The following is a 15,812-nucleotide window of genomic DNA, read 5'->3' as shown; positions in this document are numbered from 1 at the left end:
GCTTTCGCTAGACTTGCCCGCCGACCCCTTTGAACTTTTCGACAAAGGCCGAAATCTTCTCGAAGACAATCGTCTTCTTAGTCCGAAACTGCGGATTTAGTGGGCTCATTTTGGGAAGTATGGCATTTAGGTCGGCACCGTTTTCACTTGCAAATTCGCGTTTTATGGAAGCCGAAATATAACGCTTTGCGGCGTCAGAATTTAGATCTTCTGACTTGATAAGCTCCTCGACTTCCTTGCGTTGCTCCGCTTGGGCAAATGAAAAAAATGCGTCGATCACACCAGCCTTGTCATCAATCTGATCGAGATCAGTCCGGTTGATGAAGTCCACTATCAGACTCTCTTTTGCCCGATTGCCAAGACTGCCGCGAATGACACGCCGGGCATCTTCAATCAGATCTCCTTTGCTCTTCACCTTCTTGTTCTTGTCGAAGATCAACTCGAGGATGTAGTCGAGGTTGATCTCTTGCGATTTCAGAAGGTCGACCTCGAAAACGACGTCATCCCACTCGATAGTGTTCTGTTCTTGCTCAGCAGACGACTTTTCTCGACGTAGCCAATCGCGAATATCATTGTACGACGATCTATAATCTTGAATCGCCCTCTCTGAGGGTAGGTCTATTGCCTCCAAGTCACGAAGGTCTTCATCGTTCAAGTAGTGCATTTGCTTGAACTCTTCGACGGCATCAGCGTCTTTTGGGTCTAGGCCCTGATAGGCCTTCAATGCTGAGAATTCATCGTAGTTCCGAAGCACATTTTCGACTCTCAGATACTCACCAAAGAGCCTTGCAAACTCCTTCTTGTCTTCTTCTTTGACGATCTCGTCCGGATTGGGAAAGCGTTCGGTTAGCTCCTTCACAACATCACTGAACCCGCGTCGCGCCGCACCGGTTTCCTGATCAACGAAACCATTCATGTACTCGTCGTAGCTCTTTTCCAGCACAACGTTCTTTGTGTTCTTGTCACCGAACAACGTGATCGCATCAACTGTCGCTTGTTCAAGGTCCCTGAACGCTACGATATTGCCGAATGTCTTCGTTGCATCGTAGATCCGGTTTGTCCTGGAGAACGCCTGCATCAAGCCATGGTAGCGGAGGTTTTTGTCAACAAACAAGGTATTGAGCGTCGGAGCATCAAAGCCGGTAAGGAACATGCCGACGACAATTAGCAGGTCGATATCCTTCGAGCGAACCCGGCTGGCAAGGTCGCGGTAGTAGTTCTGAAAACCACTGCTATCGACACTGAAATTCGTCTTGAAAAAAGCATTATAGTCTTCGACTGCGGCGCTCAAAAATTCCTTCGCACTGCTATTCATCGCTGACACATCAAAGCTCTCGTCCTGAATGTCCCCGATCGCGTCTTGCTCTTCGTTGGCCGCAAACGAGAAAATCGTCGCGATCTTCAGCGGCTTTTCACTGTCTGCCTGCAGAGCGTTTAAGGTTTCGTAGTAGAGCTTGGCCGCATCCACACTGCTGACGGCGAACATAGCGTTGAAGCCACTGCTTCCCGCATGCATTCGGTGGGTTTTCTGACGGAAATTGTTTAGTATGTACTGCGAAACTTCTCGAATACGTTCTTGATGAAGCAGCGCTTGCTTGTTCTCAGCTGCGCTGAGCTTTTTTTCGTCTTGCTCTGTTTCAATGGCTTTAAACCGGGGACGTACATCGTTGTAGTCGACCTTGAATTTCAGAACCTTTTCGTCGCGAATGGCGTCAGTGATCACATAGGAATGCAACTCACGTCCAAACACGCTGGCGGTCGTTTCAGCCCCCAGTGCATTCTCAGGAAAGATCGGTGTTCCGGTGAAGCCAAACTGATAAAATCGCTTGAACTTCTTTTTCAGGTTCTTCTGCGCCTCGCCAAACTGACTGCGGTGGCACTCGTCGAAAATGAAGACCACCTGCTGATCGTACACCGGCAGATCGCCTTCTGATTTCATTAGATTATTCAGCTTCTGGATCGTCGTGACGATGATTTTGTTATCGTCTTTACTCAAGTTGCGCTTCAACCCGGCGGTACTGTCAGAGCCGTTGACACTGTCAGGGGAAAATCGCTGGTATTCCTTCATGGTCTGGTAATCGAGATCCTTACGGTCCACGACGAAGAAAACCTTGTCGATAAATCCCAGCTCAGTCGCTAACCGCGCAGCCTTGAAACTCGTTAGGGTCTTGCCAGAGCCAGTGGTGTGCCAGATGAAGCCACCACCCTCTGGCTTTCTCCAGTTTTTGGCCTCAAATGAACTCTTGATCTTCCATAGAATGCGTTCTGTCGCAGCAATCTGGTAGGGGCGCATGACCAGCAATGTGTCGCTGACATCGAAGACCGAATACTGCAGCAAAACGTTCAGCAGTGTGCGCTTCTGAAGGAACGTCGCGGTGAAGTCCTTCAGATCTTTGATCAAGCTGTTGTCCGACTTCGCCCAGTTCATGGTGAAGTCAAAGCTGTTTTTGTTGCGCTTGGTGGTGTTGGCGAAATACCGGGTGTCGGTGCCATTCGAAATCACGAAAAGCTGCAGGAACTTGAACAGGGAATTTTCGCTGTTGAAGCTCTCTTTGCTGTACCGGTGGATCTGATTGAACGCCTCTCGGATCGCCACCCCGCGCCGTTTCAGCTCAATTTGAACCAAGGGCAAACCATTGACCAAGATCGTCACGTCATAGCGATTGGAATGACTGCCCACTTGCTCGAACTGCTTGATCACCTGCAGTTTGTTGCGCGCCTTGTTCTTTTTGTCGACGAGGTAGATGTTCTGAATGCGCCCGTCGTCAAAGACGAAATCATGGATATAATCGTCGTGGATCTTGCGGGTTTTGTCGACGAGGTTGTCGCTGGGTTTGTCTAGGTAAGTCTCGGCAAAACGCTTCCATTCTTCATTCGAAAACTTGACGTTGTTCAGTTCTTCTAGCTGCACCCGAACGTTGGCGAGCATGGCTTCTTGGGTCGTGAGTGCAGGCATAAATTCATAGCCCTGATTGACCAGGTCCTGAACCAACTCACGTTCCAGATCATCTTCGCTCTGATACCGATCTGCGGCGTCCCATTCCTTGTTGTACTTGTCGAGGACGATGAAATTCTTCGTTTCCGCGATGGTTTTCGTCTGCTCACCCATTTTGCTCATCCTGTCGCCAATAGGCGTAATTCTTCACCAAGTTATCCAATAAGAGCTTCACAGTGTTTTTCTCGGCGGGCGAAGGATCCCTGACCTGTTCATTCGAAAGCGCCGAATGGGTGAAAGTGTTGATTGCCCGCACGTAGGCATCTTTGCTGCCTTCCACCGTGTCGAGCAGATCACTCCACCTTGCATAGCCCAGGAACCCAGCCGTTTTCTCATAAAGGTTCCGAAGCAGCGTAAAATGGTATCGCTCGACAGTGTTGCCGGCGATCGCCTCCTCCAACACTTTCTTCAAATGCAAATGATAGGAAAAACTCTTGTTCGCATCGCCGTATTTGACGTTCAGATTGAAGGTCCCATCTTCCAACCGTTCAAGCAGATAGCACCCTTCCTTCTTGCCCTGCTTCTTTAGATCAAGCTCGTTGTGCAAAACGTTGTAGAACAGAGGGCTATGGGTTGTGATGACGAATTTCAGTTGCTGCGGCGCAGCTTGGATCAGGTTCGCCAGGTTCACCGCCAATTCGATCAAGTGGTTTTCATCAAGAGAGCTGACTGGGTCATCAACAAAAACGTACTGCAGCCCATTGAACTGATCTGTTGGTCGATCGCCGACCTCGGCAATGTTCAGAACTGAAACCACTTCCTCGAGCAACGTGAAGAAGATGCTCCAGACGAAATTGCTCTCTTCGCCCTTAGAGATTTTCACAACGTCATATTGTTCGGTGACAATCGGATTGCCATCCTCGGCGACGATCAGCTCTCCTTCTTCTGTGACAAGATTGGTCGGATTCACTCGGAAAGTCACTTCTGAGTTTGCAGGCACATCAATCTTTTTGCCGTCTTTGTCAGTTACCTGATATACTGCGTTGAATGCTGGAGTGACCTTGTCTGTTGCGTACTTCTGAAAGTTGTTGACGATGTCCACACCTTTCCCCTGGTCCACCAAAATCCAGTCCGTAAAGCTGTTCGGCTGGACCCTTAGCCTTGGTATCGTGTCAGACTCAAGGTCATTGTCCCAATAGAACAGGTCCTCAGTGAAAGCATTGTAGTACAGTATTTTTTCGCGGGAGAGCGCGCCTTCCTCCCCTTCTTCGGGTTTCGGGGCAATGAGCTCCTTCATTGCCCGGGACAGGCGGGTTTTGCCGGTGCCATTGAATGCGTAGATTAACTGTACCTTTTTGTTGGCATCCCGCAGCTGCCTTGCGATCTCTTCGAGGGTCTGGCTCATTTACGCAGCCTCCTCGGATTTGGGGAAGCTCAAGAGCAGGTCGCGGTAGTATTCATACTGCTGCTGACGCAACTTGATTTCACGCGGCAGGCCCTCGCTGAGCGATGTGGTCAGCGTGTCAAACTTGTCGAGGATGGCAACGATGCGGGCCTGCTCTTCAAGGGACTTTTCAGAGTCGTCAGGACAAGGTACCGGAATCTCCGCCTTTCCAAACGCCTTTATAAGCAATGTGTTTACCTTAGTTCGGGCCACATATTTCGACTTTTTGGTGATAAATGACGAAGCTTGCATGCAATAAGCTACATACTTGGGATTCAATTTGTGCCGAAAAGCATAGCAGTGATCATGGATCGCGACCTTTGAGTCTCCAAGCCATGCAACAGCTTTACCCACCTCGTCTACTGTCTCACCGACGTCCGTCAAAATAACGTCGCCCGGCTCTGCATATTTAAGCGATTCGGCCAGATCCTTGCTGACTTGAGAAAACACTTGTGAGGCGTAAACCCCATAACGAGTATAGATCTCTCCATAGTGAATGACATCGACGCCGTCATCGACATAGTCGGCCTTTGTAAAACGCTTCCCACGAATAAATTCACCAATTTCATCAAGTGGTTTCCAGTCGACGTCACAACCCTCAAAGCTTAGCAATTGATCGCGGTAGTAGTTGTATTGTTTGCTGCGGGCCTTAAGCTCGGCTGTCAGCTCGGCTGTCAGCTCGGCTGTCAGCTCGGTGAAGCTCTCCAAAATCCGAACGATCTCAGATTGGATGTCACGCGACTTCTTTGGATCGTCTGGGCATGGAACCGGCACCGGGTATCGAATGATTTCTGGTTTGCTGCCGCGAGGCATCTTTGCCCCTTTGGAGTGCTGAATATTGAACTCAAAGAATTTTTCATCTGTGAGGACCTGATACAGGTAACGCGGATTCACAACGTCGTCTGTTGGATGGATGACCAGAACGTCACCGTTGGTTCCGCCTGTTCGGTCGGCAAGCCAGATCTTCCTAAGGTAGGGACGAATATTCCCGATTAGAATGTCGCTCGCCCGATACTCCGTCAGATTGCCAGAAGTGGGCACATAGCTTGAATCAACCCTTCCCGCTCGGTTCTGCAGAAGGTTGTCCACGCCCACATAATTTGTCTTGTCGAGGTGCTCTGAACTGATGCGCGTCTTTGAATACTGCGCGATATCGCCCAACGGCATCCATTCCACCGAAGCCCCATCCAGCAGCATTTCCAGGAAGCCTAGTTCGCTCATGCCTCGATCTCCGCGACGATGGCGTCGATGTCTGCGCGCAGTTGGTCGATCTTTGCGACAGTGGTTTCCAGCGCAGCATTCAGCTTGGTAATGTCGATAACTTCGCGGGTGTCCTTTGGCTCGACATAGGCGCTGACCGAAAGGCTGTAGTCTTTCTCGACAATCTTGTCGTAAGGGACGGTTTCGGCCACGTGAGCCACGTTCACTTTGCTTTCGAACATCTTGATGATTTCGGCAATGTGCTGGTCTTCCATGAAGTTGTTGTTCGTGCCCTTGCGGAAGAACTCCTCACCCGTCGCATCGATGAACTGAACGGCCGTGTCGGTCTTGTTCTTGGCAAGCACGAGAATGTTCACCGCGATAGTCGTGCCGAAAAACAGGTTTGGCGCGAGTGCGATAACCGTTTCGACAAAGTTGTTGTCGACCAGATACTTGCGGATCTTCTGCTCTGCCCCACCACGATAGAAGATACCCGGGAAGCAAACGATTGCAGCGCGCCCTTTTGCCGACAGGTAGTGCAGCGCATGAAGGACAAAAGCAAAGTCCGCCTTGGATTTCGGAGCAAGCACACCAGCTGGTGCAAAGCGTTCATCGTTGATCAGGGTCGGATCATCCGCGCCCTTCCATTTCACCGAATAAGGTGGGTTCGACACGATGGCATCAAAGGGCTTGTCATCGCCGAAATGCGGGTCTTCCAGCGTGTTGCCATGCTGAATGTTGAACTTGTCGTAGTTGATGTTGTGCAGAAACATGTTCATGCGGGCGAGGTTGTAGGTGGTGTAGTTGATCTCCTGCCCGAAGAAGCCGTCTTCGATGATGTGTTTGTCGAACTCATCCTTGGCCTGCAACAGCAACGATCCAGACCCGGCCGCCGGATCATAGATTTTGTTGACGCTGGTTTGCTTGTGCAAGGCCAGCTTGGCGATCAGCTTGGAGACATGGGTTGGCGTGAAGAACTCGCCGCCTGACTTGCCCGCATTGGCCGCATAGTTTGAGATCAGGAACTCATAGGCGTCGCCAAAGAGGTCGCCTTCGTTTTCGTCGAAGTTCAAGGTTACGCTTTCGACGCCCTTGAGGACTTCCGCCAGGCGTTCGTTCTTCTGCTTAACCGTGTTGCCAAGGCGGTTGCTGGTGGTGTCGAAGTCAGCAAAGAGGCCAATGATGTCGTCTTCCGACGGGTAGCCACTCGCTGAAGCCTCGATCGCCGAAAAGACTTCTGCCAAGTCGGTGTTCAGGCTGTCGTTCTTGCTCGCGGTCTTGGCCACATTTTGAAAGAGCTGACTTGGATAGATAAAGTATCCCTTGGTCTTGATCGCATCGACTTTGACGTCATCGGGGATGTCAGCGTCAGACATTCCAGCATAATCGATACTGTCGTCGCCACCTTCGATGTAGTTGGTGAAGTTCTCACTGATGAAGCGATAGAACAATGCCCCTAGGACGAACTGCTTGAAGTCCCAGCCATCGACCGCGCCGCGCACTCTATTTGCGATTTGCCAGATTTCCCGGCGCAAAGCCTCAGCTTGTTGCTGACCCGTCATTTCTGCTCCCCTTCTTGTTTTTGTTCCTGCTCAGCAATCCAGCGATCGATCTCGCTTTTGCGAAACCGCCATGCGCTTCCCACCTTGAACCCGGGAACCTTCCCCTCAGATGCGAACCGATAGGCCGTTTTCTCAGCGATTTTGAGATACTCAGCGAGCTCTTTCACGGTCAAAATGTCTTCATTGGGCATTTCAAAAATGTCCTCTCTGAGGGATATGGATTGAAACTAGTTGAAAGGAGACGAAGCGACAAGCTTAGCTTTCCAGTGATCGATTGCGTTCATTTGATGCCTACCCGTGGCGGCGCGCCAGGGCGAGAAAATCCGCCCTGGCATTGAGGTCACTCAGTGACCTGTTCTTCATCTCGACGCGGGAAGGCGACCATTTCGACGTCGGGGAACATGCTGTGTTTGACGTTGATCGACGTGATGTTGCCGCTGTCGTCGGTGTTGACGAAGAGGACGCCGCAGCGGTCCCAGAAGTTCTTGCCGTCTTTTTCGCCGGATTTGACGTTCAGTTTCAGAGTTTGAGTAGCCATGTTTTGATCCTCACTTTGAGTGTTTCGATGAACAGGGCCAAAGCAGGCACTAAGGGGAAGTCAGCGGGAAAATTGGCTCGCGAGGAATGCGCTGGCGCAGGGGAATTTTCTAGTTGAAGCGGGGCTTGCACCGCGTCTGGCACGGCTGCCAGCTTATGTTCAGCAATCAGAAACACGGCGTTGAGGATCTGAGTTTGGCCCTCAATCTCTGGGCTGGCCCGTCAAAGCTTGCTTGGAACGCTGCAACTACTGTACTGGGCCTGCAGATTGCTCACGGTAAATATGATCTACCGACCATAAAACGGAAATATGATCTGCGGATCATACGGCATGAAAGGCAATCGCCCGACGTCGTATGCCAGCAGCAATGGCATCTGCCAATGGCTGTGGAAACCCATCCGGCAGATCTGCTAGTGTCTTGCCCAAGGCGGGTTCAAGCTCAGACGCGACGCCCGACAAGACCTCTTCCGCCAGCGCCACACCAAAACCTGCCGCCTTCGCAGCCTGCAGGAAATGGCGGGGCACCACCTCATTGATCCGGTAGTGCCCGTCGACTGCCATCGCGAGACGCATCCGGTTCTGGCGGATTTGACCGTCATCCACGGCTTTCTGGGCGCTCAGCACATCATAAAGCGGGGTCATGCGGAACCCGCCGGGGCGCAATGCAATGCTGAAGTTCTTGGCGTGCCCGTCCGTCGCTCCCAAAAGCCAAAACAGCACCTGCGTGCGGAAAAACACGCGCTGATCCGCCTCGGGGTCATCACTGCCAGTCAGCAACCCGATTCCTTCGGTGATCCCCGGCCCGCCATCCATTTGGTATTTCTGGCTTGGCGGAACTGTGAGCGCTTGGCAAAAGTCTTCCTGCGGAAGGCGGATCAAGCGGCCATCCTTGGTCCAACGCCGATCGAACCGCGTCACAACAAGGCTGCGCACGTCTTCAAAATCAGCAATCTCGACCACCGCGACATCCATGCCCATGGCACGGCAAAAGCTCATGCAGAAATACTCGTTCTCAACGCTGTCGGACAAATCGATCCCAGCGGGCAGAACGCCGAGTTGGGTCTTGAGGATATGGGTTGTGGGGGCAAGCCCCGATGGACGGATCCACGTTCCCTCGTGGCGCAGCAGCGCTGTTTTCTCCTGCGCCCCAGCGATCGAAATGCGGAAGTCGTCTGCCTCATCCAAGCCCAGCGGAGCGCTCGCGAGGTTGCGCAGCATATCAGCAATCTGCGCCTCAGTTACGGGCTCTCCCTCGAGTGGGCCAACCTCGGGGACCTCACCCGAGACGAACTGCAACGCCCCTACGCAATCGCGCCCGATCTTCTCCAGCATGTGCCACGCGTCCGTGCCGCCCGCACGCACCCGCGCGGCAACGCGCTCACGTATCGCCTGATTGTCCGGCAGCAGGTTTTCCAGGTAGGCAATGACAGGGCCGCCTTGGTGCGCCTCTTCGCGCAAAGGCAGGGACAGCGAGATGGGCATGGCGTGCTCCCACGACAGCCAGTCCGGATCATAGTTGAAGCTGATTGCGCCTGAGCCAGCGAGACGCAAAGCCCCCACCAGCCTTCCATTCAGAAGAACCTGCATCGTGCCGCTACGCCCGCGTTTCGCCATCAGAAGATATCCTCGATTTCAAGCGAGCCACCGCGCTCCACCAATCTGAACTCAAGCCCAAGAGCCGCCATGACAGCGAGCACAGTGGCGAGTTTGGTGCCCGCGTCGCCATTCTCCAGCGATGAAATCGTCGCGACGCGCAAATTCGTGCGCGCGCTGATATCGCTTTGGGTCCAGCCGCGCGCTTTGCGCGTCCGGCGGAGTGCCTCGCCAATCTGCTCGGCCGTTCGTGCTGTGAAGTCCATGATGCGGCTCCTTTTACGGCGCAGCGTAAATGAAAACAAATTACGCCGCAACGTAAATATATACTTTTTACGCTATAGCGTAGCAATAGAGTCGCGCTCATGCCTGCAGCCCCGCAGCGCGCACCTGCTCAGGCGTCACCACCTTTGACGCGATTAAGTCCTTGATCTGCCCGTTGGTGATGTGGCGGCACAGGGGATGGCGCTCGTGGATCCACTCGGCGAGGCTGGCGCGACCTTTGGCTTCGGCCTCTCGCGCCTTCTCGCGGTCGGCTTGCAACTGGGCGAGCCCCTTTTCCCAACGGCGCATCTTGAACCAATTGTCCGAAAAACAGACCTTGCTGCGTGTATAGCCCTCGCTTTCCTTGGCATAGGCTTTGACCGCCTGCTGCAGGTCATCGGCCTTAACCCCTGCTTTCACGGCCGCTGCGATCAGGCGCAGACTGGTTCGCCGGTCTCGGATCCTGTCCTCGGGATAGACCGCCAAGATCGTCTCAGCTTCAAGATCTTCAACCTCCGCCGCCGCCTCGCGCCTGCGCGTAGGTGGTTTATGGATGGTTTTAGGATGGTTTGGGGTCCACCGTGAACCCCGTACCCCGTTCACCGTGGACCCCGTGCCGGGTTCAGGCTGGACGGGGTTCACAGTGACCCCCGTGTCGATGTCGGGCTCAGCCGTGGGTTCGAGCGCGGCAACGCGCTCCAGTACGATGCGGTAAATGACGGTGTAGCCGTTCTTGCAGTGCCGCCGCCCTGTCTCAATCAAAATGCCTTCGCGCAAGAAGTCGATGATGGTGCGCTTGACCGTGCTCTCACTAAGCTCTGTGTGGCGCTGGATCGTCCCTTTGGAGCACCAGATGCCTGAGCCGTCATCGCTCGCCTTGTCGGCCAGGAACATGATGATCTGTTTGCGCGCGGCGCTGCCAAAGCGGCGCTCGGCGCATTCGTTTGCGATGCGCCAGCTCATTGGACCACCTCGCCGCTCAGAGACCACGAAAAAGCCGACTGAGCATTTGCGGTGCAGCACTGGCCCATGCTAATGTGCTTCGAAAGCTGACAGGCTTTTTCTATTTGGCCCCGGTTCACAGTTGCCGCTGTGACGGGGCCTTTTTCGTTTTGAACCGGCGAATTTGGCTTTGAAACTTTCGCTTTTTGTTCACTTTTTGTCAGGGGGCATTTTGCACCCCTAAGCCGTTGTTTTTGCTTTATCTCTTTCTGGATTGCAAATCCGTGTACACCGGTTCGATTCCGGTACTCGCCTCCATTTAATTTCAATGGGTTAGCTACATTCGAAGGTTTTGAGCTTTCGATCTCTACCCATTTCCCTACTCATTCACGTTTTGTTTTTGTTCTGTCCCCGCCGTTTTTGAGCGTTCTCAGCCCGTGTTATTTGCCTCGTTGCCTTGCTGTAGTGAGCAAACATCTTAGGCGTTTTGTGGCCAGTGATCGCCATGCCCTCTTCATCCCCGCCACCTGCAGCTACGATCTCAGACGCAACGGTGTGCCGGATGTCATGGATAGCATGATCTTGCGCTCCAATTTCCTTCCGCAGCTTCATTACCGCGTCATGAGCGCCACGATACGACCACTTTCCCTTGCCTTGATAGTTAGCCAGGATCGTTGGGACTTCGTTGTAACGCTTCGCCTCCCTTAAGCATTTGGCCAGTTCTTCGGTAATTGGCAGAACCAACGGTGTTCCGGTCTTATTCTGCCGCACTGATATTCTTGAACCTTGAATGTCAGTCCACTCCGCATCAAGGACATCGCCAATCCTCTGACCGGTACAATACAGCAACTCAAACAGCAGTCGGGTCCGATCACCGGAGGGTCGGGCTTCCCGCGCTTTTTGGATCAATTCTAGAGGCCAAGGTTTAGCCTCTCGCTTTTGGTATTTAAGCGAAGGTATCCCTTTGGCGGGGTTGCTTGATAGAGCATCTAGATCAATTGCAAATTCAAATAATGGCCGCACAACACGGAGCCAATAATTGGCAAAATGTGGGGTGTGTTTAACCGCAAGTTGATCACGCCAAGCGATGATGTTCTTCCGCTTAATTGAACTAACGCCAACCGCTCCGGCGTTTTTCCCAAAAACATCCAGATACTTGATGTAGTCCTTTCGGCTTCGGTCAGCCAAATTCTTGAACTTTGGGGAATCATAATAGCGGGCGATGAGATCGCGAACCAGAAACACCGTGGGCTTAATTTCTACGCCGTTCAGTGTCCGCGCATATTCGGCCCAAAACCCGTCATTCAAAATCTGGTTCTGAAATCGATAAGTTTTCCATCCTCTACGTTTGAAATACAAAACACCCTTGAGGCGGACAACATATGCAGGAAGGTCTCGTTTCAATCATCCATCCTCACTAAATCCGCAACGTCGTGATGCTTCGAGTTAGGAGCATCGTTGTCGCGGAAATCAAGATGAACAACGTTGTTGTCGATCCTGACACCACAAATATGTCGGCCCTTTTGCTCGAAGTATTCAATCAAAGCATTTGCCCTGTCGGCCTGTCTCTCAAGAGATTTGCTTAATTTGATCACCATAAACCAATCCTCTTCCACATATTTTGAGCTGACTTGATCCCAACTACAATCTGACTTCGATCATCCATGCGCGGCCTCCTGATCGGCGTTGACTTTGAGGTGCGCGCAGTTTGCGCCGACCAGTGCTGCACCCATGTCGGGGCAGACGCTGTTGCCGCAGCAGCTGACTTGCGTTGCTTTGGTGAAGGGGTTCCATGTCCATTTGTCGGTTTCGGCTTCGTGGTTCCAGACGCCTTCGATTACATAGTCAGATGGGAAGCCTTGGGCGTTGAACAATTCGCGCGGGGTCAGCATCCGCATTCCGATATCCGCGATCACATAGGTTTCACCGTCGATTTCCAGTGTGACGAACTCGCCCCCGTCCCAAGCGTCATGGGCCCGCAGAAAGTCTGCAACTTCACGGGCACGGCTTTCCATTTCAGGGGTGAATGGCGGGGCTTGTATGTCGGCCTGCATGTGGCCAAAGCGATCCTTCACGGTGACCGTGTGCATGGGGTCGTCGGTCAGGGCCCCGTCGCCGGTTCCGTAGTATTTGGCAAACCACGACGCAATCACGCCTTGCTGGCTACCTGTACCTGTCACGGTGGATGCGGGTTGTTCCAAGGACCGGCCCGGATTGACGCCTTTTCGCGCTGTGTTGTGCTGGGCAAGGAAGGCCGTTGCTGCGCAACTGTCCGCCTTGGCTGTAATAGTCGCCAAAGGTTCGGGGCCACCCCTCGGTCTGCTTTGTGCCGCGCGACCACCGCAACCGACGATGGTTGGAATGATCACCGCATTCTGATCCTTGCTGTTTGCGCAGATTGTGTGGTGCGGGTCTGTGACCGATCGGTTTGATCCGCCTTGTTGGGCATAGGTCAGGACCGGTGCTGCAACATACAACCCTGCGCCCCCAGCTGTAATTGTGTGGGTAGGTTCATCTGCGTGACTAAACGGCTTCTGAGCGTTGCGCATTGTGGCGACGTGCGGTGCGATCAGCGCAGAATGAAATCCGCCGGCTAAAATCGTTGGATGTGGTTCAACGGCTGAACTGGATCGGCGCGATGTGCCTTTGAGGCTCATGAGGCTGGGTGCGATTACAGCGTGTCTATTTTCGGTTGTAACGGTGCGCAGCGGCTCTAATACGTTTGCGCTGCGCTTTCCCCGATTTCCAGTGTGGCCATAATAGGTTGCCAATGCCGGTGCCAGCAATCCAATCGGTGCGGCCCCACCTGGGCGTTTGATAAAGCTGTTCGCTGTAACCGTTGCCATTGGGTCGGTGATCGCGTGGCCTGTCGCGCCAGAATTGAACCGGGTGATCGATGGGGCAACCTGTCCACCTTGTGTCATGTTCACCAGAAAAGGGCGTTCCGCATCCAGAACATACCGTTTCATGCCGCGTGCAATCCGGGCCAGCGTGTTAACAGCCAGCGGGCGTTTGGCGGTCATGGGTTGAAACTAGTTGAAAGGAGAAGAAGCGGCAAGCTTCGCGCTGTAGCGAAGGCGATGTTCCATCACGCGTGGAACCAACGCCGTGCTCAAGCGCAAGACGCCATCAAGTCTGGAAAAGACCAACTTCGTGTTTTGGACAAGCAAATCGAAACGCTGCTGTCGCGCATCATGGAATCAACCAATGGCACCGTGATTGGCACTTATGAGACCAAGATCGGGGCGTTGGAAAAACAAAAGATCATCCTCGGCGAACAGCTGACACATCAAGCCGAACCGAGAGGAACTTACGAGGAAAAACTAGAACCGGTCCTCACATTCCTCTCAAATCCTCGGAAACTCTGGGAATCAGGTCACACAGCCCTGCGTCGCACAGTGCTAAAACTGGCCTTCGCAGACCGCATCCAATACGACCGTTTTAAGGGACCTAGAACCCCACAAATAGCCTTACCGTTCAAAGCTTTAGAGAAGATTGCAGACCAAGGTGTCTGTTTTGGTGCGGTCGGGGGGACTCGAACCCCCACGAGTGTTACCTCACAGCGACCTCAACGCTGCGCGTCTACCAATTCCGCCACGACCGCCGTCAAAGCTTGGTGTGCGGGTCAATAGCGGGGACAAGGGCGGATGTGAAGGGCAAAAATGCCGCCAATGCCGATTGATGATTGCATTCCTGCATTTGCAACACCGGCATGACAATTGCAGGGGGCCATCTGATGTAGGTCACGCAAATTTTGCACCTTTGCGGTGGTTTTTTGATGCTGCGCGCGCCTGCCGCCCGTTGGCATTCGTTAACGATGGTGGTAAATTGACCCTAACGGCAAGTGAGCGCAAATTTGGGGTGCTCCTGCCCAACAACAGGAGCGCCACTTGTCCCCTTCCCCGATGGAAACTGCCCGTCAACAGGTGCTCACTTGGGTCAAAAATCCGACGATTTGGATCGCGCTGATGTCTGCGGGGGTCATCTTTGGGATCGCGGGGCCATTTGAAACCCATGACAAATTATCACTGCTCGGACGCCTGATCTATTGGCCGGTCATGGTCACATTGACGTTTTTTACCGGCGCAATCGGCAGCATTTTTGCCGCCGAACCCATTCGCGCCAAAAAGAAGTTTCCCTATTGGGTTTCCGTAGCCGCCGGGTCAGTTGCAGCGGCGTTGCTGGTCTTGCCCGAGGTCGCCTTGGTCAATTGGTTGGTTTTTGGATTGGATCTGGCCGATATGAAAACCATGGTGATGTTGTGGCTAGAGGTGCTGGCGGTTGCGATTTGTGTCACGTTTACCTTTGCCATGATCAAATTGCGCATCGCCAAACTGACGACAGATCCCGTTTCTGCCACGTCCCGTCTGCTGGACCGGTTGCCCGCTGACAAACGCGGCGATCTGATATCGTTGTCGGCCACGGATCACTATGTCGATGTGGTGACAAACAAAGGCGGCGAATTGCTGTTGATCCGATTGACCGACGCCATCCAAGAAGTGCCGCCAACCAAAGGGTTGCGGGTGCATCGGTCCCATTGGGTCGCCCTGAACCAAGTGACCGATGCCCAGCAGACAAATGGGAAAACGGTTTTGCGGCTCAGTGATGGGCGTGACATTCCGGTATCGCGCACCTATCTGCCAGCCGTAAAGGAGGCCGGGCTGTTGTCCGGGGTAGAACATGGTTGAATGGATCACATCCCAAGGGCTGACCGATTACGACACGGCCGTCGACTTTATGGAGGACCGCGCCAATGCCATCGCGCGCGGCGACGCCTCAGAAGCGATCTGGCTGGTGGAACATCCCCCGCTTTATACGGCCGGGACATCGGCCAATCCGCGTGATCTGACCGATCCGGACCGGTTTCCGGTTTATGACAGTAAACGGGGCGGGCAATATACCTATCACGGGCCGGGTCAGCGGGTGGCGTATGTGATGCTGGATGTTGGCAAACGCGGTCATGATGTGCGCGCCTTTGTGCAGCAGCTAGAGGATTGGGTGATTGCCACATTGGCCGAATTCAACGTCACCGGTGAAAAACGCGACGGGCGTGTCGGCGTTTGGGTGGTACGTGACGACAAACCACTGACCCTCACCGGGGCCAAACCCGAAGACAAAATTGCCGCCATCGGAATCCGGCTGCGCAAATGGGTCAGTTTTCACGGCATTTCCATCAATGTAGAACCCCAGCTGGACCATTTCGACGGGATTGTCCCCTGTGGGATCACCGAACATGGGGTGACATCGCTGGTTGATCTGGGGCTGCCTGTGGGGATGGATGATGTCGATGTGGCTTTGCGCAAATGCTTTGATCAGGTGTTTGGCGCTTAGATT

14 protein-coding genes and 1 tRNA gene are annotated in these 15,812 nt (G+C 53.4%); 2 read left to right on the top strand and 13 right to left on the bottom strand.

Annotated elements, in window-relative coordinates:
• Window positions 1-7: 7 nt before the first annotated feature.
• The 13 genes from AB1F12_RS05505 to AB1F12_RS05445 all read right to left on the bottom strand — a co-directional run bounded on the left by AB1F12_RS05505 (window position 8) and on the right by AB1F12_RS05445 (window position 14,082).
• Complete coding sequence (locus AB1F12_RS05505; protein WP_368187167.1) at window positions 8-3,109, bottom strand: type I restriction endonuclease subunit R; 3,102 nt, start codon at window positions 3,107-3,109, stop codon at window positions 8-10.
• Window positions 3,102-4,340, bottom strand: coding sequence for an AAA family ATPase (locus AB1F12_RS05500; protein ID WP_368187165.1), 1,239 nt, complete (start codon window positions 4,338-4,340; stop codon window positions 3,102-3,104). The genes AB1F12_RS05505 and AB1F12_RS05500 overlap by 8 nt, the downstream gene beginning before the upstream one ends.
• Complete coding sequence (locus AB1F12_RS05495) at window positions 4,341-5,600, bottom strand: restriction endonuclease subunit S (protein WP_368187163.1); 1,260 nt, start codon at window positions 5,598-5,600, stop codon at window positions 4,341-4,343. It lies immediately after the preceding gene.
• Entirely contained in the window at window positions 5,597-7,141 is a 1,545-nt protein-coding gene (locus AB1F12_RS05490; RefSeq protein WP_368187161.1) for a type I restriction-modification system subunit M, read from the bottom strand. Before AB1F12_RS05490 ends, AB1F12_RS05495 begins: the two co-directional genes overlap by 4 nt.
• Entirely contained in the window at window positions 7,138-7,332 is a 195-nt protein-coding gene (locus AB1F12_RS05485; protein WP_058239057.1) for a helix-turn-helix domain-containing protein, read from the bottom strand. The genes AB1F12_RS05490 and AB1F12_RS05485 overlap by 4 nt, the downstream gene beginning before the upstream one ends.
• A 149-nt stretch (window positions 7,333-7,481) precedes the next feature.
• Window positions 7,482-7,679: a hypothetical protein gene (locus AB1F12_RS05480; protein WP_247034448.1), complete on the bottom strand. Its 198-nt coding sequence runs from the start codon at window positions 7,677-7,679 to the stop codon at window positions 7,482-7,484.
• A gap of 321 nt (window positions 7,680-8,000) precedes the next feature.
• Window positions 8,001-9,293: a type II toxin-antitoxin system HipA family toxin gene (locus tag AB1F12_RS05475; RefSeq protein WP_368187159.1), complete on the bottom strand. Its 1,293-nt coding sequence runs from the start codon at window positions 9,291-9,293 to the stop codon at window positions 8,001-8,003.
• Window positions 9,293-9,538, bottom strand: coding sequence for a helix-turn-helix domain-containing protein (locus AB1F12_RS05470; protein WP_106164137.1), 246 nt, complete (start codon window positions 9,536-9,538; stop codon window positions 9,293-9,295). Before AB1F12_RS05470 ends, AB1F12_RS05475 begins: the two co-directional genes overlap by 1 nt.
• A 97-nt stretch (window positions 9,539-9,635) precedes the next feature.
• On the bottom strand, window positions 9,636-10,499 hold the full coding sequence (locus tag AB1F12_RS05465) for a hypothetical protein (RefSeq protein ID WP_368187158.1): 864 nt from the start codon (window positions 10,497-10,499) through the stop codon (window positions 9,636-9,638).
• Window positions 10,500-10,865: 366 nt separating this feature from the next.
• Window positions 10,866-11,882 (bottom strand): tyrosine-type recombinase/integrase, encoded by a 1,017-nt coding sequence (locus AB1F12_RS05460; protein ID WP_368187156.1) that lies wholly within the window; start codon window positions 11,880-11,882, stop codon window positions 10,866-10,868.
• Window positions 11,879-12,076, bottom strand: a complete 198-nt coding sequence (locus AB1F12_RS05455) for a hypothetical protein (protein ID WP_368187155.1) — start codon at window positions 12,074-12,076, stop codon at window positions 11,879-11,881. The genes AB1F12_RS05460 and AB1F12_RS05455 overlap by 4 nt, the downstream gene beginning before the upstream one ends.
• A gap of 60 nt (window positions 12,077-12,136) precedes the next feature.
• A complete protein-coding gene (locus AB1F12_RS05450) occupies window positions 12,137-13,501 on the bottom strand; it encodes a hypothetical protein (RefSeq protein ID WP_368187153.1) in 1,365 nt (454 codons plus the stop codon).
• Between the two features lie 494 nt (window positions 13,502-13,995).
• Window positions 13,996-14,082: transfer RNA gene (locus AB1F12_RS05445), tRNA-Leu, on the bottom strand.
• Window positions 14,083-14,368: 286 nt separating this feature from the next.
• Between AB1F12_RS05445 and AB1F12_RS05440 the strand changes: the two genes are divergently transcribed.
• Both AB1F12_RS05440 and lipB read left to right on the top strand, forming a co-directional pair.
• Window positions 14,369-15,166, top strand: a complete 798-nt coding sequence (locus AB1F12_RS05440; protein WP_368187152.1) for a LytTR family DNA-binding domain-containing protein — start codon at window positions 14,369-14,371, stop codon at window positions 15,164-15,166.
• Complete coding sequence (gene lipB / locus AB1F12_RS05435; RefSeq protein ID WP_368187151.1) at window positions 15,159-15,809, top strand: lipoyl(octanoyl) transferase LipB; 651 nt, start codon at window positions 15,159-15,161, stop codon at window positions 15,807-15,809. Before AB1F12_RS05440 ends, lipB begins: the two co-directional genes overlap by 8 nt.
• Window positions 15,810-15,812: the final 3 nt, after the last annotated feature.

It is taken from the genome of Aestuariibius sp. HNIBRBA575, assembly GCF_040932005.1.
GTDB lineage: Bacteria > Pseudomonadota > Alphaproteobacteria > Rhodobacterales > Rhodobacteraceae > CANLNM01.
This window is presented reverse-complemented; position numbering and strand designations above follow the sequence as displayed.